The sequence below is a fragment of the Paenibacillus tarimensis genome (genome assembly GCF_021532315.1).
In the GTDB taxonomy this organism is placed as follows: Bacteria; Bacillota; Bacilli; order Paenibacillales; family Paenibacillaceae; genus Paenibacillus_I; species Paenibacillus_I tarimensis.
The window spans coordinates 22,799-47,795 of the sequence record NZ_JAKGAO010000008.1 but is presented as its reverse complement, the minus strand read 5'-3'; the positions used below and the strand labels follow the sequence as shown (position 1 = coordinate 47,795).

The 24,997-nt window shown below is 51.9% G+C and carries 21 protein-coding genes; 10 read left to right on the top strand and 11 right to left on the bottom strand.

The window, feature by feature from the left end:
• Positions 1-72 precede the first annotated feature (72 nt).
• Entirely contained in the window at positions 73-267 is a 195-nt protein-coding gene (locus tag L1N82_RS08805) for a hypothetical protein (RefSeq protein ID WP_235287020.1), read from the bottom strand.
• A 385-nt stretch (positions 268-652) separates the two neighbouring features.
• On the opposite strand from L1N82_RS08805, the gene L1N82_RS08800 reads away from it, so the two are divergent.
• The 4 genes from L1N82_RS08800 (at position 653) to L1N82_RS08785 (ending at position 3,749) form a co-directional block, all read left to right on the top strand.
• A complete protein-coding gene (locus L1N82_RS08800; protein WP_407946728.1) occupies positions 653-1,618 on the top strand; it encodes a TIGR01212 family radical SAM protein in 966 nt (321 codons plus the stop codon).
• Positions 1,618-2,205, top strand: coding sequence for a class I SAM-dependent methyltransferase (locus L1N82_RS08795; protein ID WP_235287019.1), 588 nt, complete (start codon positions 1,618-1,620; stop codon positions 2,203-2,205). Before L1N82_RS08800 ends, L1N82_RS08795 begins: the two co-directional genes overlap by 1 nt.
• A 56-nt stretch (positions 2,206-2,261) precedes the next feature.
• Positions 2,262-2,654, top strand: coding sequence for a VOC family protein (locus L1N82_RS08790; protein ID WP_235287018.1), 393 nt, complete (start codon positions 2,262-2,264; stop codon positions 2,652-2,654).
• 123 nt (positions 2,655-2,777) lie between these two features.
• A complete protein-coding gene (locus L1N82_RS08785; protein ID WP_235287017.1) occupies positions 2,778-3,749 on the top strand; it encodes a type I phosphomannose isomerase catalytic subunit in 972 nt (323 codons plus the stop codon).
• Between the two features lie 119 nt (positions 3,750-3,868).
• Here L1N82_RS08785 and L1N82_RS08780 read toward each other — a convergent pair whose 3' ends face one another.
• Complete coding sequence (locus tag L1N82_RS08780; protein ID WP_235287016.1) at positions 3,869-4,237, bottom strand: ATP-binding protein; 369 nt, start codon at positions 4,235-4,237, stop codon at positions 3,869-3,871.
• A gap of 43 nt (positions 4,238-4,280) precedes the next feature.
• Positions 4,281-4,523, bottom strand: a complete 243-nt coding sequence (locus L1N82_RS08775) for a hypothetical protein (protein ID WP_235287015.1) — start codon at positions 4,521-4,523, stop codon at positions 4,281-4,283.
• A 210-nt stretch (positions 4,524-4,733) separates the two neighbouring features.
• On the opposite strand from L1N82_RS08775, the gene L1N82_RS08770 reads away from it, so the two are divergent.
• Positions 4,734-5,168, top strand: coding sequence for a pyridoxamine 5'-phosphate oxidase family protein (locus L1N82_RS08770; protein WP_235287014.1), 435 nt, complete (start codon positions 4,734-4,736; stop codon positions 5,166-5,168).
• Between the two features lie 210 nt (positions 5,169-5,378).
• The gene (locus L1N82_RS08765) at positions 5,379-10,724 is read left to right on the top strand and encodes an S-layer homology domain-containing protein (protein ID WP_235287013.1); all 5,346 of its coding nucleotides are present in this window, start codon (positions 5,379-5,381) and stop codon (positions 10,722-10,724) included.
• Positions 10,725-10,789: 65 nt separating this feature from the next.
• On the opposite strand, the gene msrA is transcribed toward L1N82_RS08765, so the two are convergent.
• Positions 10,790-11,791, bottom strand: a complete 1,002-nt coding sequence (gene msrA / locus L1N82_RS08760) for a peptide-methionine (S)-S-oxide reductase MsrA (RefSeq protein WP_235287012.1) — start codon at positions 11,789-11,791, stop codon at positions 10,790-10,792.
• Positions 11,792-11,982: 191 nt separating this feature from the next.
• Between msrA and L1N82_RS08755 the strand changes: the two genes are divergently transcribed.
• Positions 11,983-12,318 (top strand): LytTR family transcriptional regulator DNA-binding domain-containing protein, encoded by a 336-nt coding sequence (locus L1N82_RS08755; RefSeq protein WP_235287011.1) that lies wholly within the window; start codon positions 11,983-11,985, stop codon positions 12,316-12,318.
• A 71-nt stretch (positions 12,319-12,389) separates the two neighbouring features.
• On the opposite strand, the gene L1N82_RS08750 is transcribed toward L1N82_RS08755, so the two are convergent.
• From L1N82_RS08750 to L1N82_RS08735, 4 genes are all read right to left on the bottom strand, one after another.
• Positions 12,390-13,133: a response regulator gene (locus tag L1N82_RS08750; RefSeq protein WP_235287010.1), complete on the bottom strand. Its 744-nt coding sequence runs from the start codon at positions 13,131-13,133 to the stop codon at positions 12,390-12,392.
• A gap of 135 nt (positions 13,134-13,268) precedes the next feature.
• Entirely contained in the window at positions 13,269-14,099 is an 831-nt protein-coding gene (locus L1N82_RS08745) for a carbohydrate ABC transporter permease (protein WP_235287009.1), read from the bottom strand.
• Positions 14,100-14,101: 2 nt separating this feature from the next.
• The gene (locus L1N82_RS08740) at positions 14,102-14,986 is read right to left on the bottom strand and encodes a carbohydrate ABC transporter permease (protein ID WP_235287008.1); all 885 of its coding nucleotides are present in this window, start codon (positions 14,984-14,986) and stop codon (positions 14,102-14,104) included.
• A 105-nt stretch (positions 14,987-15,091) separates the two neighbouring features.
• The gene (locus L1N82_RS08735; protein ID WP_328284458.1) at positions 15,092-16,318 is read right to left on the bottom strand and encodes an ABC transporter substrate-binding protein; all 1,227 of its coding nucleotides are present in this window, start codon (positions 16,316-16,318) and stop codon (positions 15,092-15,094) included.
• Positions 16,319-16,770: 452 nt separating this feature from the next.
• Here L1N82_RS08735 and L1N82_RS08730 point away from each other — a divergent pair, with 452 nt between their 5' ends.
• From L1N82_RS08730 to L1N82_RS08720, 3 genes are read left to right on the top strand one after another with little or no spacing between them, the layout of a single operon-like run.
• Entirely contained in the window at positions 16,771-17,721 is a 951-nt protein-coding gene (locus L1N82_RS08730) for a glycoside hydrolase family 113 (RefSeq protein WP_235287006.1), read from the top strand.
• Between the two features lie 14 nt (positions 17,722-17,735).
• A complete protein-coding gene (locus L1N82_RS08725; RefSeq protein WP_235287005.1) occupies positions 17,736-18,977 on the top strand; it encodes an AGE family epimerase/isomerase in 1,242 nt (413 codons plus the stop codon).
• Complete coding sequence (locus tag L1N82_RS08720; protein WP_235287004.1) at positions 18,970-20,148, top strand: glycoside hydrolase family 130 protein; 1,179 nt, start codon at positions 18,970-18,972, stop codon at positions 20,146-20,148. The genes L1N82_RS08725 and L1N82_RS08720 overlap by 8 nt, the downstream gene beginning before the upstream one ends.
• Before the next feature lie 476 nt (positions 20,149-20,624).
• On the opposite strand, the gene L1N82_RS08715 is transcribed toward L1N82_RS08720, so the two are convergent.
• The 3 genes from L1N82_RS08715 to L1N82_RS08705 form a co-directional block, all read right to left on the bottom strand.
• Complete coding sequence (locus L1N82_RS08715) at positions 20,625-21,686, bottom strand: LacI family DNA-binding transcriptional regulator (RefSeq protein ID WP_235287003.1); 1,062 nt, start codon at positions 21,684-21,686, stop codon at positions 20,625-20,627.
• 68 nt (positions 21,687-21,754) lie between these two features.
• Positions 21,755-23,068 carry an ABC transporter substrate-binding protein gene (locus tag L1N82_RS08710; RefSeq protein WP_235287002.1) on the bottom strand — a complete coding sequence of 438 codons (1,314 nt, stop codon included), beginning with the start codon at positions 23,066-23,068 and terminating at the stop codon, positions 21,755-21,757.
• Positions 23,065-24,972 carry a cache domain-containing sensor histidine kinase gene (locus L1N82_RS08705; protein WP_235287001.1) on the bottom strand — a complete coding sequence of 636 codons (1,908 nt, stop codon included), beginning with the start codon at positions 24,970-24,972 and terminating at the stop codon, positions 23,065-23,067. The genes L1N82_RS08710 and L1N82_RS08705 overlap by 4 nt, the downstream gene beginning before the upstream one ends.
• Positions 24,973-24,997 lie beyond the last annotated feature (25 nt).

The following is a 24,997-nucleotide window of genomic DNA, read 5'->3' as shown; positions in this document are numbered from 1 at the left end:
GAAACAAGACAAAGCCCCGAAGTGGGGCTTTGTCGACAGTCTGAGGCCGGATCACGGATCCGGCCGATCTATCTAGTTCAGCAGCTTTGTTTCCTTGCCCTGCTCAATCTCATATGTCTCTTCCAGCGCCTCATTCAGCTTCTTCCGGGCAGCTGCCTTCATCGTATGATTGTCGTGAAACCGGACGCCGGTCAAGGCCATCAATTCCTTAACCGTCAGTTCCACCTTAACTTTGGCATCGCCTTGAGGAATTTTCACTTGATTCACTACGCATCACCTCACGAGTAATATAAAAAAGTATTCCCAGTTAGGCACGCCGCTATAAAAAGTGGCGAAAAATAGATGATGTAAGGTTTATTTATTGATTTGGCGCACTTTTAATATAACATAAAGTGTAAGGTAATGCAATGGTGAAATCGCTTACAGATTAAGTTCTTGCGCCTAAGTTTCCAGTTCCGGACGAACCATCTCTCCCTCAGGCAATTCGTTCGCCAAGCCTGCCGTCCCTGCAGCATTCCCTGCTGCGACCACACGGGTTTGTTCGCCAATGCGGCTGGCACTGTCCGCTCCTTATCAGGTATAATTGTGGAGTCGAGGGCTAACAGCTGCGCTTGGCGTTTCAACCGAGCAATCCGGATAAAGGAGCTTTGCAATGACAACAATGGCATCAACCGACATACATGATGAACCCCGCTTATGGGGAGATAAACGATTCCACACCTGGAATTACGAAATGCGGAAGCAGTTCGGCGGCAAGGTATTCAAGGTCATGCTTGATGCCGGCTTCACCTGCCCCAATCGCGACGGCAGCATCGCAACAGGCGGTTGCACCTTCTGCAGCGCGAGAGGCTCAGGCGATTTTGCCGGAAGCCGCCGGGACGACCTCGTCGTCCAGTTTAATAAAATCCGGGACCTGCAGCATCAGAAGTGGCCTGAGGCCTCCTATATCGGCTACTTTCAGGCTTACACCAATACGTACGCGCCTGTCGAGGAGCTGCGTGAATATTTTGAAGCGATTCTGAAGCAGCCCGGCGTCGTTGGCTTGTCGATTGCAACCCGGCCGGACTGTCTGCCGGATGATGTCATCGATTATCTGGCTGAGCTTAATGAACGAACATATCTCTGGCTGGAAATGGGGCTTCAGACGATTCATGAGTCTACATCTGACCTGATCAACCGTGCACATGACACGGCATGCTATGAGGAAGCTGTAGCCAAGCTTCGGGCCCGCGGCATCCGGGTATGCACCCATATCATCTACGGACTTCCTCAGGAAAGCCACGAAATGATGCTGGCCACAGGTCGGGCGGTAGCCAAAATGGATGTGCAGGGCATCAAAATACACCTGCTCCATCTGATGCGCAAAACTCCAATGGTCAGACAATACGAAGCCGGACTTCTGAGATTTCTGGACCGGGATGAATACGTGGGCTTAATCGCAGACACGCTAGAGCTCCTGCCCCCCGAGATGATTGTTCACCGCCTGACAGGCGATGCGCCCCGGGAGCTGCTCATCGGGCCAATGTGGAGCCTCAAAAAGTGGGAGGTTCTGAATGCGATTGATGACGAGCTTCAGCGCCGAGGCACCTGGCAAGGCCGGCTCTGGGGGACGTACTGATGGGCTTCGTATCCGTTCTCGCTATGGCGCACAAGCTCGTTCAGGATCGTGTTCAGCCGGGCGACTGCGCGGTTGATGCAACAGTCGGCAACGGCATTGATACATCGGTGCTCTGCAATCTAACAGGTCCTAAGGGAGCTGTATTCGGTTTTGACGTGCAGGAGACTGCCCTTCAAACAGCTGAGCAGCGGGTTCGTCGTGAATGCGGCTCAGCCGCCCAATCTCTGAAGCTGATTCTTGCCAGTCACGAGCACATGCTCCAGCACCTGCCCGCGGTGTATCACGGCCAAGCGGCTGCCGTCATGTTCAATCTCGGCTACCTCCCGAACGCGGATTCGGAAGAAACACAGCGTATTATTACAGAGCCGCAATCCACCCTTACCGCTCTCCAAGCCTCGCTCACCGTTCTGCGCCCGCGCGGCGTGTTGACCATCGTTGTCTATCCCGGCCATGCAGGCGGCGCCGAGGAGGCGGAAGCCGTTCTGGCCTGGGCCGCGCAGCTGCCCTCAGCTACCGGACAAGCCATGACATACCGGATGGTTCAGAAGCCTTCCGCTCCCTACCTGATCGCCGTTGAACGCAGATAAGCGGCAGCAGCATGATGCATTTATATGTAAATTAGAACCAGGAGAGTGATCCACTTATGGCTATTCGCAAGCTTGAGCATGTCGGCCTGATGGTCCGCAGCATAGAGACATCAGTCGAGTTCTATACCAAGGCGCTGGGCATGCAGCATATCCGGACTATGCTTCACACCAATGGCGTAATCCGGCTGGCATTCCTGTGCTTCCAGGATAGCGATCAGACCGTACTCGAATTGATCGAGGGTTATAACGATACGCTGCCTGCAGAAGGCAAGGTTCATCACATTGCCTTTACGGTTGATGATCTCGATGAGGATGTAGAACGTCTGCGGCGTCTGGACATACCGCTCCGCGACACCGACATCACCGTACTTCCCGATGGCAGCAGATACTTCTTCTTCTACGGCCCCGACGGCGAACTGCTTGAGCTGTTTGAGCCTGCTGCCGGGTAACCCATCTAAATAATGTAAGGCAGATCTGCTATGCTGTATCCGTACAAGCATCCAGAGCCCTACGGCACCTCGCTGGGGTCAGCTAACATATATAGAGAACATTTGGATAAAGGAGCGTGCAATATGAGTGTTAGACCTTATCCCATGAAATTCAAACCAGAAATGAAAGAGCGGATTTGGGGCGGAAGAGCACTTGAGAAATTCGGTCTTGAGCTGCCGGAAGGCTCTATTGGTGAGGGCTGGATGATTGGCGATCATCCGAATGGAACAACTAAAGTCATTAACGGAGAGCTTGCCGGCATGGGACTTGATGAAATTCGCCAGGCGTATGGGCGGGAGTTTTTCGGCAGCAGAGGCTTTTCGGAAAAGAACGGCCGTTTCCCGCTGCTGATCAAGCTCCTCGACTGCAATGACGACCTATCGGTTCAGGTTCACCCCAACGACCAGTACGAGGGACTCCCCGAAGGCGAGCTAGGAAAGACCGAAATGTGGTACATATTAGACGCCAAGCCGGGTGCCAAAATCATCTATGGTCTTAAGGATGGCGTGAACCGTGAAAATCTCGAGTCGGCTGTTCAGGAAGGGCGAATCATGGACTGTCTCCAGGAAGTGCCGGTCCACGCTGGCGATGCCTTCTATATCCCTGCCGGTACCGTACATGCTCTCTGCGCAGGAGTTGTCGTGGCCGAAATCCAGCAGAACTCCGACACCACTTACCGCCTTTATGATTACAACCGGCCGGGACTCGACGGCAAGCCTCGTGAGCTGCATATTGAAGATTCACTTAACGTTATCGCCTACGAAGGCTCGGGTGCAGCCCGGATGAAGACGGACAATACTGCCCCTGGAAGCTGGCTGACTATTGCAGAATCCCCCTATTTTCTTGTAGAGAAAGGGGTCATCGAGGGCCAATCCCAGCTTTCCACCTCACCTGAAAGCTTTGTGGTGCTCGTCATTGCCGGAGGCAGCGGCAAGCTCTCTTGGTCAGATGGCGAACTGCCGCTGAACGCTGGTGAATGCTTCCTGCTTCCTGCTAATCTTGGCAGCTACGAGCTGACCGGCTCCTTAACCGTTATCCGCAGCGTTGTGCCTTAACTTAGAGCCGCAGCCTTCAGCTTTTTCCGCTAACAATAAAGCACCAAAAGACCGGGCACTGCATGTGCCCGGTCTTTTGGTGCTTTTCTTTGCCTTCCGGCCGCTTACTTCATTAGTTCTTACCCAGCGTCATTCAGCAGCAGAGCAGGGCTCAATCTCACGCTGAAAGTAAACTCCGAGCCGCCGCCCGGTGGAGATGATACCGTAATAGCCCCGCCCATCAAAGCCGTGAGTCTGCGGCATATCGCCAGACCAAGGCCGGTACCGCCATATTTTCTCGTTATAGATGCATCCGTCTGGACAAAAGGCTGGAACAGCTTATCAATGTCCTCCTGGGCTATGCCAATACCGGTATCCGTGACACGAAAACATACAGTAAACATGGACGCATTATCACCACGGCCTGCAGCGTGAAGCAGCTCTGCTCCCGCTCCCTCTTCCAGCTTCCAGGCTTGTATGGTGATTCCGCCTTGCTCTGTAAACTTCACAGCATTACTAATCAGAATGGTCAGAATTTGCCTGATTTTCAGCTCATCGCCAACAACGCCGCTGGTGCGGCAGCTTTAACGCAATCCGCTTGTCAAACATCTGCCCAAAGACGATCAGGATGAGGATAACGATAGCCGTCCCGCCAATGAATAGCGCAAGCCTAGTCTCCTGAATGGCGTGCATGCCCACTACAGCCAGCGCTATGAATAAGCCTCCCGCAAGCTGCCGCGACCATTGCGTCCGGTTACCCGTAATAACTGCAAAAGCCGCGAATGCGGCAATCAACAGTGACAGGAGAATAAGAGATGTATGATGAGTGCCCTGGATGTGTCCCAGTATATCCTCCTATAGTGCATATGAAGTTGAATAATGTCGAATACTGTCTGTTCTAACACAGCCCCAGCCGGTACAGGAAGTAGGTCACACGGTTCATTCCCATACCAGAAGGGTACAATACGAGGGTCAAAACGGTTCATTAACAAGGAGGTATCTGCCATGGAAAAGAAGGAGCTGGAGTCACGTATTTCCGCTGCGCTCGACCGTCATCCCTATTGTTCACTCGGCACCGTCGAGGGGAACAGGCCCAAAGTCAGATACATGGCGCTGTTTCATGACGGGCTGAATATTCACCTCGCTACTAGCCGCAAGACACAAAAAGTAGACGAGCTTGAAGCAAATCCGAACGTTTATCTGCTCTTTGGTTACGACGGCTCTTGGCCATCTGATGTCGTGGAAATTGAAGGCAACTGCCGGATATCAAAGGATGAGTCCCTGCGTTCCAAGGTTTGGAGAGAAGATCTTAAGCATTGGTTCAGCGGTCCGGACGACCCGGACTTCGTTATCTTGGATATAGAGCCGGTCCGAATCGAATTTACGGAAAAAGGCAGTGAGCGCCTAATCTGGGAACGCGAGAAGGCAGGCGTCCGCTAAACGGCGTCAACTATACAAGACAGTCTAAGCAGCTCTTCCTTGAAGGGCTGCTTCTTTATTGTTTTAAAAGACACCTCGCCGCCCCTATTGTAACGAATTCGTAAACCTCGCGGCGAAAGTTATAAAACCGTTACATCGACATGATTCTCCACTAACAAATACTATAGAAAATATAGTAGTTCAGACATTCTAAACTAAGAGGTGAAAGAATTGGTTAACCGTTTACGCAGCAAGGCGGCTTTGTTCATTGCTTTTGTACTCTTGTGGACAAGCCTGGGATTCCCCCCGCACACTGTGCAAAACGCACAAGCGGCTAATGCAGAAGCTGTCATGTTTGAGGATCATTTTGAAGATGGAGATTTAACCGGATGGACAACCTTGGCAGGCTCCGCCTGGAACGTTAGCTCCGGTGAGCTTGTCTTTGGAGATCCGGGCAGCGAAGCCATTATTACCGCAGGAGACCCTATGTGGACGGACTACTCCTTTGAATCCAGAGTCAAAATCGGAACGGGTTATCCGGGTTTGGCTGCACGGATGCAGGATAAGGACAATTTCTACCTCTTCCGGTATGACCCCGCCAAGAAGGGCGTGGACCTGGCTGTCCGCAAGAATGGCACGGACACCCTTCTTCAGGAAGCTTCCTTTAATCCCGCGAATGGTTCCTGGGTGACCTTCAAAATCGTTGTAAAAGGAAATATTATCCAAGGCTTTGTCGACGGGCACAAGCTCATCGAGGTCTACGACGATACTTTTCGTTCCGGAGCGGTCGGATTCCGCAGCCGCTGGGCTCCATTCGCTGCTGATGATATTATCGTCCGCGATGCGAGAAGATTGCACACGGACTTCGAGGATCGGACTCTGAATCCCTGGACACCTATCACCGGCGAATGGTCGGTCGTGGACAACGTATACAGATCCGTAAGCGATAGTGTGTACGACCAGGCTCTCAGCCAGAATCTAAGCGGCCAGCCTGGTCTCGCGGCTGCAGGAGATTCGTCTTGGGACAGCTACTACATAGAAGCGGATGCCACTCCTCTCACGGCGGAAGCAGAGTTTGGCCTCGCCGGCCGGGTTCAGGACGCCTCCAATTTCTACCTGCTAAGATGGAGCGGGAAGAATGGCGGCCATCTGGAACTTGTGAGAAGAGAGCATGACGCCGAGCAGGTTTTGAAGACCGCCTCCTACCCTATGACAGCCGGGCAGAGCTATTCCCTGCGTCTTGAGCTAACGGGCAGCCGCCTGACCGGATATGTCAACAAGTCGAAGGTTGTTGAAGTCAGTGACAATAGCTGGTCATCCGGCGCTGCAGGCTTATGGTCGACCGGTTCAGCCTATTTTGATAACACAGTATCCGCTGTAATGAAAGACCCCGCACAGGCTGAAACGCTTGCCCACTGGAAATTTCAACCGGACTACATCCAGTCAGGATCACTTGATGCTGGTGACCTTGTCTTATCGGATCTCACCCAGCGGGGTAATGACCTGCGCCTAGTAACAATCGGGGATGCCGCTCACCCGGACACCGCGAGCGTGCTGCAGTGGTCCGAGGATGATTATCATGGCAGTCCCGGAGTGAAGAGCCTGCTCTTCAACAATACGCAGACCGGACCGGTCAAAAGATACTTTGAGACCGTACCAACCGCTCCAGTCAATGATGAACAGTTTGCCCACGGATACACAATTGAAGTGATCTACAAGCTGCCGGCTGAATTTTCCCGCAACACCCACTCGTGGATGAAGATTCTGAACCGGCAGGGAACCGGGGCGCTGGCGGGAAAAACACAGGGCGAGACTGATCTCCTCGGACAGCTGGCCGTCTCTAACCTGAAGGAGCTTCAATGGACCTATTACAGCACCGCCCTGGCATCCAACCCTACGAGCTGGTCCTTCTCGCTGGACAGCGTGGAGGATTGGTATCATATCGTGCTCGTAAACGATACGAAGAACACTAAAATTTATGTCAATGGTGTCACCGACTTCCGGAATGCAACCCAGACGATCAGCAATTTTGCAGGCATTGTTGGTAAAGGCTGGGATATCGGTGCGGCGAGTCAAGGTGAGGGTGTCGGTGCCAAACGGTTCCTAGCCGGCAACCTGGAAGAAATGCGAATCGTGAATCGTCCGCTGCCCGTGGACCAGTGGCTGATTCCAAACTCACTGGATCGTACGCCGGAATATGGAAATAATGAGAATCTGCCGCTGCTTCAGGAGCCGGACAATTACAATATCGTACTGGTTCCGGACATCCAGAAGCCCATTCGTTACATGCCGGAAATCGTAGAAGAACAGACCAAATGGCTTACACGCCACGCGCAGGCTAACAATGTCGTATTTACCGCCTTCCTGGGCGATATTGTGGACCAGTACAATGTGACGGACGAATGGCTGGCTTCCAACAAGGCCATTACCTATCTTGATTATGCCGAGCTTCCTTACATGACAATTGCCGGCAACCATGACTATGCTTATACGGGCGGCAGCGAACCCTACTTAACCTATTTCGGCAAGAAGCGCTATGCCGACAAGCCTTACTACACCAACGAATCTCCCTCGGGATACAGCTCCTACAGCTTGTTTAAAGCCGGCTCCTACGAATATATGATAATTGGCTCCGATTGGCGTGATGACCATTACAACGCTGACCGCGCCTGGATTCAGAAAGTTTTAAGCGAGCACAAGACGATCCCGACAATTCTCATTAGCCATGAAATTCTGGAATTCCAGGGCGAGCAAAGCACTGAAGTGCAGCATTCTTGGCGGGGCACCCGTAACTGGAATGATTTTGTAAAAAATAATGACCAGATCTTCATGACCGTATCCGGGCATCATCATGGTGCAGGCTACATGGTCAGCAAGAACGCATTTGGGCACGATGTACTGGAGGTTCTGGTGGATTATCAGAGCCAGTATCACGGCGGAAACGGCTGGATGCGGTTTGCCGAATTCGATGAATCCGGCAATCAGATTCATTTCCACACCTTCTCGCCATGGGTCGCGGCCATGCCGGACAATGAACGCACCTATTTTGATATGAAGAACCTGATCGGAAGCAAAGACCGGTTTACTTACCCGATCAATTTCACCGAGCGCTTCGCCTTTTCCCAGCCGCTGTATTATGTGGATTCGGGAAGCACGGACACGGATTGGCTGCCGCCGGGTGAAAAATTCGGGCTCAGCAATTCTCAGACAGACCAGCCGTTCGGCGCTGATCCCGTAACCGGAAAACAGTGGGGCTATACGGCGGATGGAGCCGCGCAGGCAAGCGGCGGCACCGATCCCTGGACAAGCGTCTTGTCAGATAACGGCGGAACAGGCAAGGGTCTTACGTACACTTTCGAAGCTCCTGCCGGCACGTACGAGGTTGTGACGGGCTTCCGGAGTCCGGTAAACGATACCGGAAGGAAGCAGAGTGTCATTCTGAACGGTGATACGAAGCTTACGGCTTACACGCCTCCTTCTCATACGAATGAAGAGTATTTGTTCGAGACAGCTGCGCAGGATGGGCAGATCAAGCTCGAGATTAAGCGGGATGCTTCCAGCATCAGTGATCCGATCATCAGCTGGGTCAAAATCATCCGGAAAAATGTTCCGGTCCAGGAGATTCAGCTGGATATGCCAAATGTGACACTGGAAGTAGGGAAGACCTACAATTACGGCATAACCGTTCTGCCTGCGGAGGCAACGGAAACTGATCTGATATGGTCCAGTTCAGATGAAGCCATTGTGATGGTCAAAGACGGCACGATCGTAGCCAGACAGGCAGGAACCGCTATTGTTACGGTTACCGCCAAGGATGGTACCGCCGCAGCCTCCAGCTCGGTAACAGTACAGCTTCCGCCTGCGAACAAGGCAGAGCTTGCGAAGCAGATTGCCGATGCCCTGACACTTGATGCTGCCCTGTATACATCGGATTCGTGGTCAATTCTCCTGTCCGCCCTAGATTCGGCGACAGCCTTATATGACAATCCCGATACTGGGCAGGAACAGCTTGATCAAGCCGCAGAGCAGCTTCATATGGCTATAGAGCAGCTCGTTACACTGTCTTCGGTTACCCCTTCATGGCCTGCCGGAAGTGCGCTGCTAAAGACGGATGTCACGCAGAATGAAGTGGAGCTGAGCTGGTTTGCAGCAAACAATGCGTCCCAATATAAGATTCTAATGAGCACTGGCGCGGAAGCACTGTTTAAGCCAGTTGAAGCACAGATAACCTCTGTGACACAAAGCGTGTACGCAGCCAAAATCACCGGACTTGCATCCGGTACGGCTTATACCTTTAAAGTAGAAGCCGGCAACCGCTATGAAGCCTGGACTACGGATGGTCCTCAGCTTGACATCAAGACGCCTGTTCCTTCTTACACTGGCGGGGGAGGCGGCGGAACGCCCGGCACCGGCGGCAATAGCGGAACAATAGGCGGCAGCCAGGCAGCTCCGGGGAACAGCTTGACCCCGTCCATTACTAAGGAACAGCTGACAAGCGGCAAAGCAGGATTAGTTGCAGTCGAAATGACCGGCAGCCAGATAACCCTGCCTGCCCAAGCAGCTCAGCTGTTGCAGAATAGCCGTCTGCAGGTCAGCACCGAGGATCTAACCTTGTCCATACCTTCCTCAGTGTTCCAGAGCCTCTATGATAAGGCCGGGAATAAAGCCGGCCAGGGGCTGATGACCGTTCACGTCGAACAGCTGCAGCTTACAGAGGAACAACTGCATGCTGCTAACCCGTCTGTTGAGCTTGCGCAAGCCGGTCAAGCCTATGTAATTGATGTTTACTGGACTGACCAGCAGAACCCGGTAAAGCTCGACAGCTTCCCGGATTCAATCAGAATCACCAGCACGATTAGACAAGCTTCGGTCCAAGCATCTTTAGCCGGTTACTATTACCGCAACTCAGCCAACATGCAGTGGGAATACGTAAATAGTACGCTCAGCAGGGAGAATGGCCTTCTGACCTCCGAGCTAACCAGGCCGGGAACCATTGCCGTACTGGAATGGAACCAACTCTTCGAGGACGTTCCGGCAAATCACTGGGCATCCAATTCGGTGCGGATTATGGCTGCTCACCATCTTGTTGAAGGTATCTCGAATACGCAGTTTGCACCGGATCGTCTGGTAACACGCGCAGAGCTGGTCACTCTGCTCGCCCGCCTGCTTAAGCTGCCTACAAAACCAGAGCTCTCCAATCCGTTCACGGATGTGAGTGACAGCGCCTGGTATACGGAAGCCCTGACAGCCGCGCAGCACTACGGTATCGCAACCGGCTCTTCCTCTGGTAAATTTGAGCCAGGGCGCCCGGTAACCAGGCAGGAAATGGCTGAGCTCCTCGTACGTGCCTATGAGTTTCGTAACGGAGAGATAAGCAGCACATCCGATCATGCCAAGGTCTACAAGGATCAAGGCAACATCTCAGCCTGGGCACGCAGCGGAGTCAATAAAGCGGTTCAGCAAGGGCTTATGAAAGGTCAGTCTGCGGCCAAATTTGCTCCAGAGGGCTTGTCAACCAGAGCCGAGATGGCCCAGGCCGTATTCAATCTGGCAGATAAATTGAACGGAACCCAATGAGCACCAGCAGCAGCTCTTAAAGAAAGAATAAACCCCGGGCAGCGAACGCCCGGGGTTAATTCTTGTTATTTGAACAGAGACAGGTATTCCGGATACCCTTCCTTCTCCAGATCTTCCTTCGGGATAAATCGCAGTGCAGCCGAGTTAATACAATATCTCAGCCCGCCCTGCTCCTTGGGTCCATCCGGGAATACATGTCCGAGATGGGAATCACCATATTTACTGCGGACCTCTACCCGCACCATCCCATGGCTGAGATCCATCTTTTCTCCGACATGCGTCTTGACGAGCGGTTTGGTGAAGCTCGGCCAGCCGCAGCCGGAGTCATATTTGTCAAGTGAGCTGAACAACGGCTCGCCTGATACGATATCGACGTAAATTCCTTCACCCTTGGCATCCCAGAATTCATTCTGGAACGGAGGCTCGGTGCCATTCTCCTGGGTTACCTTGTACTGCATGGGCGTCAGCTCCCGGCGCAGCTGTTCAGGGTCCTTGCGAACCTGCCAGTGCCGTTCAATGAAAGCATCGCGGCCAGAACCCTCGCGGTAGCTGTTGTATCGCTTCGGATTCTTCTTGTAGAACTGCTGATGATAATCCTCAGCCGGGTAAAACTCCGACGCCGGTTCAATTGGCGTAACAATCGGGCCATCAAATCTTCCGCTCGCCTGGAGCTCTGCCTTGGAAGCTTCTGCCTCCTGTCTCTGCTTCTCCGTATGGTAGAAAATCGTCGTCCGGTAGGAATGTCCCCTGTCAAAAAACTGCCCTCCTGCGTCAGTCGGGTCAATCTGCTGCCAGAACAGCTCTAAAAGCTTACGGTAGGGAAACACATCGGGATTGTATGTGATCTGAACTGCTTCCGCATGACCTGTTGTCTCCGAGCATACTTCCTCGTAAGTGGGATTCGGCTTGTGCCCTCCCGTATACCCCGATACTACCTTAAGAATCCCCGGCATTTCCTCGAACGGGGAAACCATGCACCAGAAGCAGCCGCCCGCAAAGGTGGCAAGTTCGGTTGCCTGTGCGGATGCTTCACCGGTCCTCTGAGATTCATTCGTATGCTGCTGCATAACGGCACGCCTCCTTCACATTATTTCCTCTATTATAGAGGAATAAGCTTACCGGATTCCACCCCGCCAATAAATCCAGGACAAGGACACTCCATAATAACCATTTATTTCTCTAAGTTAACGCTTCCATTGCAAAATCAACTATGCTATAATGAAAGCGCTATCAATCATTTCTTAAGGGGGACTCACCAATGATGAGTGTAGCACTGGACGTCCGTAACCGGTATGAAGATTTGGATATCAAGAAGGATGTTATCTTCTTCCGACTGGGCGCGCCCGGACTCGTATGCTTCCACGGGACTAATTATAATATTCGCAAAAGAATGACCGGGGAGCAAATTCAGGAACTGATTCATGATGCAAGCTTCTTCAAGGTAGGCAGCGACTGTTATGTGAATATCGGAAGAATTGCGGACATTGAGAACGATCGTCTCTATTTCGGTGAGAAAGGCCCTGAATCCAAGAGCCTCCCGGTTTCTAAGCGAAACCAGCAAACGCTGCGCAGTCTAATCGCTTCTGGCCAATAACTCCATCCATTCTCTCTTCCAGCCGGCAAGCAGGACACTCGGATCCTCAAGGGTCCGGTGTCCTGCTTGCTTTATGGAAGCCTGCTTGATTTCCTCTCCTTATAATCCCGCGGTGTCATGCCGACTACCTTCTTGAACAGCTTGTTAAAATAAACCGGATCATGGTAGCCCACGCACTGGGCGATCTCGTAATTTTTGAGGCTGGGGTTGTCAAGCAATAGCGACTTCGCCTTATCGATCCGGACATGAATTAAATAGTCGGTAATCGTCATGGCTGTCTTGTTCTTGAACAGTCTGCTTAAATAGCTGGCATTCATTCCGATCTGTTCAGCGAGACGTTCCAGTTCGAAAGGCACCCCGTACTCTCTGTCCAATATAGCCCGAACCTGCTCCACAGCGTAGTGATCGCCATCCTCTTCCCTATACCCGGAGTCTTGATTACGCTCCTTGCCCACCCGTATCAGCAGTTCATACAGCTGCTCCTTATCTACGGGCTTTAACAGATAATCAAGCACGCCGTGGCGAAGGGCTGTGCGCGCGTATTCAAACTCCCCAAACCCGCTTAAGACCACAATATGAACCGACAGCTGGCGTTCCCTGACCTTCTCAATGAGTGTCAGTCCATCCATCATCGGCATCTTGATATCTGTAATGAGCAGGTCAAGCTCCCGCTCCTGCAGCCGGGACAGATGCTCCCATGCCTCTTCTCCATTCGCGTATGATCCGATCAGTTCTGCGCCCATATCCATTCTGGAGATGATCTTGCCCAACCCGAGCCGGATAACGTCTTCGTCATCCACCAGCATGATCTTCATGCTTGCGCCCTCCTTCTTCCTCTATTGCCAAGTGTGCCGGAAACGGCAGTGCTCTGCAACCTGATTATGATGAAGACAGCGGCAAAGGCGAAGACGGAGGGCACGCAAGCCTTCCGCCTTCACAGGCTAATCCGTTTATTTGACTGCTCCGTTCGTTACCCCTGCAAATATATAGCGCTGCAGAAACAAGTACATAACGGCAGTAGGTATCATAATGATCAGGATAGCTGAGGACACCATCTGCCAATCCCCGCTGTTCGTGCCGAAGAATCTCATAAGCGATGTAGATACCACGACATGCTCAGCTCTCGGAAGATACAGGAATGGCACAAACATATCATTATAGATATTAATCGTCTTCAAAATCACAATCGTAGCTGTGGCCGGAGCCAGCAGCGGGAAGATAATAGTGGCATAAATGCGAAACAGGGACGCTCCCTCCAGCAGCGCGCTCTCATCCAGCTCATAAGGAATATTGCGGATGAACTGCAGGTAAATATAAATCTGTAGAATATCGGCACCGATATAGAGCAGCACAGGCCCCATCAGATTGTTGGTCAGACCAAGCGACAGAATGGTCTTGTAGTTAACAACCTGGGTTGTAATCTGCGGAATGATCGTCGCAAACAGGAAGAGCCCGACGAGCAGCCCCCTGAACCTGAATTGAAACCGCCCGACTGCATAACAGAATGCTGAACCCAGCAGAATATTGAGCAGCAGGGTTACGACCACTATAATTAATGTGTTGCCGAATGCCGTCCCCATATCCGCCTGCCGGAAGGCCTCCACAAAATTGCCGAAGTTTACAAAGCTATCGGGAAGCTGCATCGAGGTTTTGTTGAAGAACTCTTCCTTTGTCTTAAATGCGTTGACCACAATAACGTAAGGAGGGAACAGAACGACAAACACGGCAAGCAGCAGAGACAGGTACTTTAAACCCGTCCAGATCTTGTTCTCGTTTCCCATGTTTAATGATCCCCCCTATTCAAAAAATAACGCTGAACGGATAGCACAGCTACTACAATAACGAGCAGCACAACACTCATAGCCGAAGCCAGCCCGTAGTTGTTGAACTGGAATGCCGTCTCTATGATCTTCATCACAAAGGTTTCGCTCGCTCCAGCCGGACCGCCATTAGTCAGAACAAATGGAATATCAAAGACCTCCAGCGCTCCCGTTACCGTCAGGAACAGGTTGAGTTCAATAATCCGGTAAATGTTCGGCAGCGTGATGAAGCGGAACTTCTGCCAGCCGCTTGCCCCGTCAATGGATGCCGCCTCATAAATATCTGCCGGTATGGACTGCAGCGCTGCCAGATAGATGACCATGTTAAAGCCCATGTACCGCCACAATCCAATCGAAGCAAGGGTATAGTTGACAAAACTCTCACTGCCCAGCCAGCTGGTGTCGGATGGCAGGCCTAGCGAGCCAAGAAACAGGTTAAGCGATCCCTGCGTCGTATCGAATACATAGCCAAACAGATAAGCAACGGCCACACCGTTAAGTATGTAGGGCAGGAACAGCAGCAGCCGGAAGAAATGCTTGCCCTTCAGTCTGCTGTTTAGAATGACCGCAAAGTATATCGCCAGTATGTTCTGAATAATGCCAATAACAAAGTATGCCAGGTTGTGCCAGAAAACGCCGAAGATCTCGGGGTTGCGGAAAACCTCCCGGTAATTCTCAAAACCAACCCACTGCTTGTCGGGACTCAGCCCATCCCAGCTCGTAAAGCTCAGTCTGATGAGTTCAAGAGCCGGATAATAGGCAAATGTCAGCAGCAGGACAAGCGGGATCATAATAAAGCCAATGATGACGATTTTTCTCTGTACGCCAAACGAAAGTCTGCTGAACATATGCTTCTCTCCTCTCCAAATCCGTGTATGAAAGCGCAAAGTGGATTACCGCAGCGGGATAATCCACTTTGACTGGCTGCCTGCTATGGACCAAGACCAGATTGTTTAATAGCCGAGTGACTTCTTGGCTTTGGTCCACTGGTCGTTCAGCTTATCCAGAACCTTCTGCGGATCCTTGGCAAGTACGAATTCCTGCACAGCCGCTTCCTGGTCAATCTGCGCCTTATTCTGGATTTCGGTAGCTTCCGAGCTTGGAGGGCCCGCCTCGATCATCTGCGGATTGTAGCCCTGGAATTCCTTCAGCTGGGCCAGACTTGCTTCTTTATCCTTCAGAGTCGGGATGAACCCGGCAAATTCATCATAGCCCGATTCTTCAATCATCCATTTGACAAATGCCTTGGCTGCCGCAACATTCCCATCTTTATTCACGGCATAGAACCAATCCGGATTGAGTGGCGCTTTCAGCTCACCGGAGTTATCTGCCGGGAACGGGGAGAAGCCGATGTCCTCTGCTGCAGCGCCATTCTCGATAATCTGGTTAATGACCCAGTTGCCCAGCAGGTACATGGCGAAATCGCCCTGCGCCACTGCCTTCTTGGACTGTTCCCAGTTCGTGGAATTGATATCCTTCTCGAGATATCCCTTCTCCTTCAGTTCACGAAGCAAGCTCCATGATTGGCCATAAACATTGTCCATAGTGTAAGGCGTATCGGTCTCAGCCCGCTCGTTTTGATGATTCGGATCCGCGCTCATCATCGTCGGCACATCGTATACCCATGCGCCCAGCGGCCACTTGTCCTTAAAGTTTGAAGCAAGCGGAACGATGCCGGCGTCCTTCAGCTTTTGAGCTGCTTCCATAAACTCATCCCGGGTCTTCGGAATCTCGTTTATGCCGGCTTTCTCAAATGCTTTTTTGTTGTACACAATACCTACCGTACTGTTGCCGGATGATACGCCGTACATCTTGCCTTCCGATGCTTTCGACTCTGCGAACCAAATATCGCCGGAGAACTCGATATCATCCAGAGGAGCAAAATACTTAGGCAGCTCCGAGTTCGCAATTCCCGGACCAATTAACACAATATCCGGGAAACTGCCGGAGGAAATACGGATTTTCATATTTTTCTCGTAATCCTGAATGGCTTCAAATTTAAGGTCAACCTCCGGATACTGCTCCTCAAAGCGCTTCTCATAATCCGTATACTGCTTGCCGACCATATCTGTCCGGTTTGTCAGGAAGACCAATTCACCCTTGATGCTTCCCTCTCCAGTCGCCTGCCCGCCTTCATTACTGCCCGTCTCACCTGCCGGCTGGTTGCTTGAGGTATTCAAATTGCTGTTTGAACCACCACAAGCAGATAACAAAGTTATTAAAACAACACTTACTACTGCTAACAAAATAACTCTACTCACCATTCTCGCCCCCTGCAAATGATTTCTTGTTAACGTTTTCATTTTGATTATATCTAACGAGATACTTACTTAAAATGGTCTGTATTTTCTTTTCTGGTCTTCAGTTTACCTTTTTAGAAAAATATAATTTTTCACTAACAATTTACTCTGTAAGCGTTTATAATGGCAACATAAATGCCGCTGTTCCATTTTCACCTTCTCTTCAACCAGCTATTATGAATTACATTCTTGACAAATCAGAAACGCGAATGGCAGCTTATAATAACGCACACAACCTTTTAACTAACAAAACAAACAAACAAAAAAACAAACATGAAATGTCTGGCGCTGTATTAACTGCTTGGCCCGGCATTGAGACAGGAGTGATGCTCATGAAGAAACCGGATCGCTACATAGCTGGAATGACCTGGGGCTGGACCGGGGTCCGCGGTACCTGGGGGAATAATGAAGCCGAGAAATCTATGAAGCTGATGAAGCAGAGGCTTAATGTCAACTGGACAGCGATTACCTTCGCCGCTCTGCAGGAGCATCCCCAGGCGACGGAGATTTCGTATTGGGAAGCGCCTACTGTAACGGATGAAGAGGTAGTGTGGGCCATCCGTCAAGCGAAAAGCATGGGGCTCAAGGTTGTACTGAAGCCCGTAGTTAATGTCCGGAACGGGACGTGGCGTGCCCATATTAACTTCTTCGATATGGATGTTCCCTGCGAGCCCAAGTGGTCTGAGTGGTTTGCCGCTTATGAAGCCTTCATTCTTCACTATGCCCGCATGGCCGAGGAGACCGGCTGTGAATTATTCTGCATCGGCTGCGAGATGGTCCAGACCGACAGGCGGGAGATGGAATGGCGCAAGCTGATCAGCGAAGTCCGCAACGTTTACTCCGGGCCGATTACCTACAACTGTGACAAGTACCAGGAGGATCATGTGAGATGGTGGGATGCGGTAGACATCATCTCCTCAAGCGGCTACTACCCGATTGATACCTGGGAGGAGCAGCTTGACCGGATTGAAGAAGTCGTGAACCGGCACGGCAAGCCCTTCTTCTTCATGGAAGCGGGAGTCCCGAGCCGTACCGGGTCTGAGCAGCTGCCTAACGATTGGGGTCTTCAGGGACCGCCGGATGAAGAGGCTCAGAAGAGGTATTATGAGACCATGTTCGAAAGCTGTGACCGCCGTGAATGGATGGGCGGGTTTATGCTCTGGGACTGGCCTCCGCGCTTGTATGACCTTAGTGAGGCTTCCGTTAATAATGATTACTGCATGTACGGCAAGAAAGCCGAGACCGTAATAGCGCAGTACTATACCAGGAAAATAAGTGATTAGGAGGTATCGGGAGGATGAGCAAACTGGCCGACTGGCGGAATAATTGGATTGCTGAGATTGAACAAGAGCTGCAGAATAATATTTTATCGTTCTGGATGACGCATACACCGGATGAAGAAAACGGGGGCTTCCTGGGTGAAATTGCCCAAGATCTGCAAATCAATCGTCACGCTGACAAGAGTCTTGTACTTCACACCCGTATTTTGTGGACCTTCGCCTCCGCCTACCGCATCTATAAGGATGAACGCTACCACGCCACAGCCGAGCGGGCGTATCAGTATTTAACGGGTCACTTCATTGATCAGAAGCATGGCGGACTCTTCTGGATGGTAAGTCCTCGGGGGGAACCGACGGAAGATAAGAAGCAGGTGTACGGGCAGGCATTCATGATCTATGCACTGTCTGAATATTATCGGGCCTCCGGTAAGCATGAGGCGCTTAATCTGGCAATTGAACTGTTCCGGCTGCTGGAGAAGCACAGCTATGACCCCGTCAATAAAGGGTATGTCGAGGCCCTGGCCAGGGACTGGTCCCCGACGGATAATCTCAGCCTCAGCGGCAAGGATTTGAATGAAAAGAAGTCCATGAATACACATCTCCATGTGCTTGAAGGCTACACCAATCTCTTCCGTGTATGGCCATCTGCTGAACTGCACAGCTCTCTCAAGGGGTTAATTGAGGTGACGCTTGAGCACATCATTGACCAGAACACCGCACATTTCAAGCTGTTCTTCGATGAGGAATGGATGAATAAGTCGGGCCATATTTCTTACGGTCATGATATCGAGGGCAGCTGGCTGCTTGTAGAGGCCGCCGAGGCTCTCGGCGAAGAAGAACTGCTCCTGAAGGTCAAGCGGACGGCCATCCGGATGGCCGAGGCCGCTTTGAACGAGGGTGTGGATCCAGATGGTGGCATGCTGAATGAAGCCGACTCAACCGGCCTAATTGACACGGATAAAGACTGGTGGCCGCAAGCCGAGGCCGTAGTCGGATTTTACAATGCCTATCAGATGACCGGTGATCCCAAGTACCTCGAGGCCTCCCAGGCATCGTGGAACTTCATCCGGCGGTACATCGTGGACAAGGATAATGGAGAATGGTACTGGAGTGTAACCCGTGACGGTGTACCTACCGAGGGGCATGCCAAGGTGAGTGCATGGAAATGTCCGTACCATAACGGCAGAGCCTGCCTCGAGATGACCCAGCGTCTTGGCAGACATACAGACAATGTACAGGAGGATGATATCCATGAATAATTTGTTCCAAACACGCAAGCAGCAGCTGACAGAGCAGTACGAGGCTCTTCTGGCCCGCAGGAATGAGAAGGAGCCATTAGGCAATGGAATCTATGACCGGTACCGGGATCCTGTGCTTACTGCGCAGCATGCCCCCCTAATCTGGCGCTATGATTTTAATCCAGCAACCAACCCGCACTTCATGGAGAGAATGGGAATTAACTGTGTGTTTAATCCGGGCGCCATTGAACTGGACGGAAAGTTCTATCTGGTGGCCCGCGTTGAAGGGGACGACCGCAAATCATTCTTCGCCATCGCCGAGAGCAGCAGCGGTGTAGACGGCTTCCGGTTTTGGGACCATCCGGTCGTTATGCCGGAGACGGACAACCCGGATGTCAATGTCTATGATATGCGGCTGGTTCAGCATGAGGACGGCTGGATTTACGGTCTGTTCTGCACCGAGCGCAAAGACCCGGATGCATCGCGCGGCGATCTGTCGAGCGCTATCGCCCAATGCGGCATTGCGCGCACCAAGGACCTGAAGAGCTGGGAACGCCTTGCCGACCTGAAGACCGGCTCCAACCAGCAGCGCAATGTTGTGCTGCACCCGGAATTTTTCGATGGGAAGTACGCCTTCTACACGCGTCCGCAGGACGGTTTTATCGATACCGGATCAGGCGGAGGAATCGGCTGGGGATTATCGAGTTCCATTGAGAATGCCGAGGTGAAGCAGGAAATCATTATCGACGAGCGCCATTACCACACGATTAAGGAAGTAAAGAATGGCCAAGGCCCTGCACCGATTAAGACAGACAAGGGCTGGCTTCATATTGCGCATGGCGTTCGCAACACCGCCGCTGGCCTTCGTTATGTACTGTATGCTTTCCTCTCCGATCTTGACAAGCCATACCTGGTTACCCACCGTCCAGGCGGCCATTTCATTGCTCCTGAAGGGATCGAGCGGATCGGCGATGTATCGAATGTTGTCTTCTGCAATGGTGTCATCGCCCGCGGCAACGGGGATATGTACATCTACTACGCCTCATCGGATACCCGTTGTCATGTCGCCACCACGACGGTCGAGCGGCTGCTCGATTACGTCATCCATACGCCGGAGGACCCGCTGCGCTCTTATGCATGCGTCCAGCAGCGTATCGGGCTTATCGACCGCAACCTCGCTTATCTCAAGTAACAAGGAAGAGGCTGTTTCCGGCAGAATGCTGGAAACAACCTCTTATCCTCCCCAATCCCCGGTTATCCACCAGCCCGCTATCGCAGCAACGAGCAGCCAGCATCCCAGGCATACGGAAACCAGTACATACCACCAATTTCTTCTAAGCCATTTCACCTTGTGGCCTCCATCCGAATAATTTGGGAAACTATCCTGCTAACTGCCCTACTTGTGAGACTGCTTTAGCAGGCCGCCAAATCCTTCTTGATAACGAACATGTCGTGGATAAAACGTCACACTAATCACCATCTTATCCAACTATAACCTCTGCCTGGATGCAAGTAAACCCTAAGGACTGTCTGATCAGGGTCTTATGGCACCAGCCTTTCCGTATACATTTTCACCTAGGGTTTGCGGTTATGTGCAAGTGGACTACACTGCCACAACATGCTAACGTACCGCAAACTGAAGAATGCGCGGCAAGCGGCTTTCGCCGCTCAACTGCGCATCCGGTTATCTGCTGTGGAGTCCCTGTATATCACTTCGCCCGCCAGTAAAATTTTCTCCAGCGGCTCGGCCGGATGCCGTACCCGCTCTAACAGGCGGACAACCGCTCTTTCCCCCAGCGCTTCCTTCGGTACATGAACGGTAGACAAGGCCGGGCTCATCCGGTAAGCATCCTCAATATTATCAAAGCCGGTTACAGACACTTCTCCCGGCACCGATATGCCGAGATCGGACAATATACGGATCGTGTCCCGCGCAATGGAATCATTCGCACAGATGATCGCTGTCGGCAGAGTATGGGCCCTCTTCTTCCGTGCAGCCCACTGCCGGATCATCTCCACGCCTTCCTCTTCTTCACCCAGCCGGGTCAGGTTATCATCCCTTAGTGGTATGCCCTGCTCCTCCAGCGCACTCCGGTAACCAGCGAACCGGTCGAGGAAGCTGCGGGAATAACGGACATCACCTACAAACCGGATGTTATGATGACCGATAGCAAGTAAGTGTTTAGTCAGACGGTACATACAGTCATAGTTATTGACGAACACCGTGTCGGTAGGAATCAGCGGATCTTCATGATCGACAAGCACCATAGTAACGCCGACCCTGTGTGCCTCAAGCAGCAGGGACGAGCTAATCTGTCCGACTCCGACCATGCCCAGTATACCGCTCGGATTCAAAATGTGCAGAAAGTTGTCCACGTTCTGCTCCGACACGATCACCATTCCAAGTCCTTCTGCTTCCGTCTTCGCAGATATTCCATCCAAAATGCGGCCCCAATACACGGAATCCTTCGTCTGAAAACGAATATTTGGCATCAATACCAGTACAGACTGCCTGCTGCCCGCACTGCTTGCCGGGAGAGGCTGTCCCAGATTCATGTTTTTGACATATGCATTCTTCTGTGCAAAATATCCGAGCTGAGATGCAGTCTGGATAACCCTTTCCTTAGTCGCGGCGCTGACGCCGCCTTTTCCGGAGAGCGCCTTGGAAACGACGAATTTGGAAACACCCAGGTAATCAGCTATTTGCTGCATGGTGACTTTTTTTGACATAATCCCACTCCAACCGCTTTCACATTCCCTTTAGTATACCATCTGTCGCAAACGCCGTCATGCACGCATCAGTCAGCTGAAATCCCCCTTCTCGCTTCTCTCCAGCGGACATTGAACTGGGCAAAGGCCTCGCTCAGGTCCTCCGCCACAATTAACTCCTGAATATAGTCTCCCGACCAGAACGAAATCCGCGCCTGTTCAGCAACCTCCAGGAACAGATCGCTCGGGGGCTCGCTCTCGACAAAGACTGGCGAATAGGTCAAGAATTCCTGAAACTGCGGCAGCTCTGGAGCGGCGTCCCGTCTGACCGGTAAGAAGCCCCCGTCATCCACATAGCCGGATTTTTTCACAAAGTATTCTACCCACTCTTCCGCCAACTGCTTACTGCCGCTAAACTTGCTGACTCCTATGAACCAATCGGCCACTAGCGGCGCATAACGTTTATCCGGATTATTGTCATAAGGGAACGGGAAAAATCCGATATCCTCTGGTGCAGCACCGGCATCGATGACCTGACTTATTACCCAGTTGCCCATGAAATACATTCCCGCTCTGCCTTCCGCCAGGTCTGTCTTCGATTTTTCCCAATTGTTCGCGATTAGATCTTCTTCTGCATATCCCCGGTCAATCAGAGTGCGGACAATAGAAATTGACTCCCCCCATGGATTATCCAGCTGCCAGGGAGCATCCTGCAGAGCCATCGCGTTCAGGTAGCCCGCATCCCCCGTCCGGAAGCTCACCAAATCCTCCCCCCACAGCTTCATCGGCCACTGGGCGCCATAATTAATATAAATAGGTATAATCCCGCTGCGCTTCAATTTCTCGCATGCCTCGTAGAATGCCTCGAGCGTCTGGGGAATGTCCGTAATCCCAGCCTGCTCGAACGCCCTCTTGTTGTAGACAATCCCGTCTGTCGTTGCCCCTGTTGCAATGCCGTAACGATTGCCGTTATAGGATTTGTAGTCGGCAAACCTCATCTCTTGAAACATGTCCTCCGGCAGCGGCTCAAAATACGCCGGGAGGTCCTGGGCCATCAGATTCGTCGGCAGCAGCAGCACATCCCCCATGCTGCGGGTCGACAGACGAACCATAATATCCGCCGCATAGTTCGTCAGGCCTTCAAACTCAACCTGAACGCCCGGATGCTCCTGCTCGAATCGTTCGGCATAGCGCTTCAAAACCCCATTCTCAATTAGATCGATCCGGTTAGTCAGCACGGTCAGCGTCTCCTGAGTGTTGGCTGCAGGCTGGTCCTGCTTAACCACCTCCTCCTCACGGAGGCGGTCTCTGTCTGTGCTGCCTGTCATACACCCGCTTATTCCTGCAGCCATACACAGTACAAGCATTAGCTGAAGCATCCCAACGACGCTGCATTTCTTCACTGGCCTACTCCTCCTCCTGCCGTGTGATCTTTAGTACCTGCTACAGGGGAGCGGCTGATTTCAGTAGGGAATAACATCGTGACGACTGTCCCGCCCCCTTCACGGGCAGAGGCCTGAAGGCCGTAACCGCTGCCATAATGAAGCTTAATCCGTTCATTAATATTTTTCAGCCCGATTCCGCCATGCTCCTGATCTGACTGCACCACCTGACGAAACGATAAGTTGAGCCTGGCCAGCTTGTCCGCATGCACGCCAACTCCGTCATCATGAATTTGGACCGTCAGATACCTCTCATCCAGCCACGCTTTAACGCCGATGACCATCTGCCGTTTCCGGTCGTCCAAACCGTGATACACGGCATTTTCCACAATGGGCTGAAGCATCAGCCGGATCATCGGATAGTCGGCAAGCTGAGGAGGCAGCGATATGTCCAGACAGAACCTGCCGGGGTAGCGGTAATTCAGCAGACTGACATAATCTTTCACATGCTGAATCTCCCGTTCCAAAGTCGTGTGCTGACTCAGATTGCCTACACTATAGCGCAGAAGCTTGCCGAATACCGCCAGCATATCAGCCGCCTTATCATCATCGTTCAGCTCCGCCACCATCCGGATGGCTTCCAGTGTATTGTACATAAAGTGAGGATTAATCTGTGTCTGCAGCGCATGCAGCTCTGCTTCCTTCTTCTTCGCTTCCATCTGATAAATATCCTGAATCAGCTCATCGATCCTCGTGATCATGCGGTTAAACTGGCTGCCCAGCTGGCCGATCTCATCGCGGTTTCTGACCGGAAACTTCACATTGAAATCTCCCTGCTGCACCGTGCGCATCAGCCTCATCATTTTTCGCAGCGGCTTCGTTAAGGTAAAGGAAAAGACAATGGAAAGAATAAGCGCAGCTCCGATGGTCAGGAAGGTCGCAGCCCATGTTACATTCCGGGTCACTATTGAATCCCTCATCAGCTCGTGAACCGGAATGGAGATAATCACCTTCCAATTCGTATTGGGAGAAGTAGTGTAGATATGCAGCTGCCGCTCTCCGTTCACTTCTTGATAGAAGCTCCCCCTCGACCCTGCGGCACTGCGGACAATCGGATCATTGGCAATAGGAAGGGCAAGCCGTCCCCTGCCGCTGTCATAGATAACATTCCCGCTCTCATCTATGATCACCGAGCTGCCCATAGTCAGCTTGTCCAGACGTGTGATCTGGTCTTCAATAACATGGATATTGGCATCTACAGCAATCAGGCCGATCGGCTGCAGCGTTTGATCCATTATTTTACGGACGACGGTGAACGCATAGCGGGTGCTCTTCAGGCTGCTTGTATACTTCTGTGTCCCGAACAGCAGCGCTTCCCCGCCCGATTCATCCGCCCGCTCCATCCAATACTTGTAGCTCTCCTCTATATTAAGCCGGATACCGCCGGCTTCCGCCGAGAAGCAACCTGAACCGTACTTGTCAAAAATATAGACAGAATTAGCCCCGCGTTTGACGTTGTTAATAAATTTGATGTCCGACTGAATTCCGCGCTGGATCGACAGCAGCTGATTAAAATCTGCCGGGACAGTCTGGTCCGTATGCTGCTCAAGCCGCTTCTGCTGCTCATGATACCGGTTGGAGCGGATCAAATTCTGCTTAATGTCATCCTGGTAAGCTGGAATGGAGGAGATCCGTGTCATATCTTCAATATAATCATCCACCCGCTGCATCATATTTTCGAGCAGATTGGTCGAATAGGCGATCGTCGTCTCCTCAATAGAGCTGGAGTAATTGCTGTACGAGATATAACCAATGAAGCCGAGCGGTATTGTAATGACTACTATGAAAATATACAGAAGCTTCCGTTCCATACGCATATCCAGTATTCCGTGCCATGCCCGCTTCAGCCAATTATGATGGTTCATCGCTGTGCACTCATCTCATCTGTCC

Coding starts and splice junctions, on each gene's coding strand:
- L1N82_RS08800 (WP_407946728.1), top strand. CDS start 653: ATGACAACAATGGCATCAACCGACATACATGATGAACCCCGCTTATGG.
- L1N82_RS08795 (WP_235287019.1), top strand. CDS start 1,618: ATGGGCTTCGTATCCGTTCTCGCTATGGCGCACAAGCTCGTTCAGGAT.
- L1N82_RS08790 (WP_235287018.1), top strand. CDS start 2,262: ATGGCTATTCGCAAGCTTGAGCATGTCGGCCTGATGGTCCGCAGCATA.
- L1N82_RS08785 (WP_235287017.1), top strand. CDS start 2,778: ATGAGTGTTAGACCTTATCCCATGAAATTCAAACCAGAAATGAAAGAG.
- L1N82_RS08770 (WP_235287014.1), top strand. CDS start 4,734: ATGGAAAAGAAGGAGCTGGAGTCACGTATTTCCGCTGCGCTCGACCGT.
- msrA (WP_235287012.1), bottom strand. CDS start 11,791: ATGCAGCAGCATACGAATGAATCTCAGAGGACCGGTGAAGCATCCGCA.
- L1N82_RS08755 (WP_235287011.1), top strand. CDS start 11,983: ATGATGAGTGTAGCACTGGACGTCCGTAACCGGTATGAAGATTTGGAT.
- L1N82_RS08750 (WP_235287010.1), bottom strand. CDS start 13,133: ATGAAGATCATGCTGGTGGATGACGAAGACGTTATCCGGCTCGGGTTG.
- L1N82_RS08745 (WP_235287009.1), bottom strand. CDS start 14,099: ATGGGAAACGAGAACAAGATCTGGACGGGTTTAAAGTACCTGTCTCTG.
- L1N82_RS08740 (WP_235287008.1), bottom strand. CDS start 14,986: ATGTTCAGCAGACTTTCGTTTGGCGTACAGAGAAAAATCGTCATCATT.
- L1N82_RS08730 (WP_235287006.1), top strand. CDS start 16,771: ATGAAGAAACCGGATCGCTACATAGCTGGAATGACCTGGGGCTGGACC.
- L1N82_RS08725 (WP_235287005.1), top strand. CDS start 17,736: ATGAGCAAACTGGCCGACTGGCGGAATAATTGGATTGCTGAGATTGAA.
- L1N82_RS08720 (WP_235287004.1), top strand. CDS start 18,970: ATGAATAATTTGTTCCAAACACGCAAGCAGCAGCTGACAGAGCAGTAC.
- L1N82_RS08715 (WP_235287003.1), bottom strand. CDS start 21,686: ATGTCAAAAAAAGTCACCATGCAGCAAATAGCTGATTACCTGGGTGTT.
- L1N82_RS08705 (WP_235287001.1), bottom strand. CDS start 24,972: ATGAACCATCATAATTGGCTGAAGCGGGCATGGCACGGAATACTGGAT.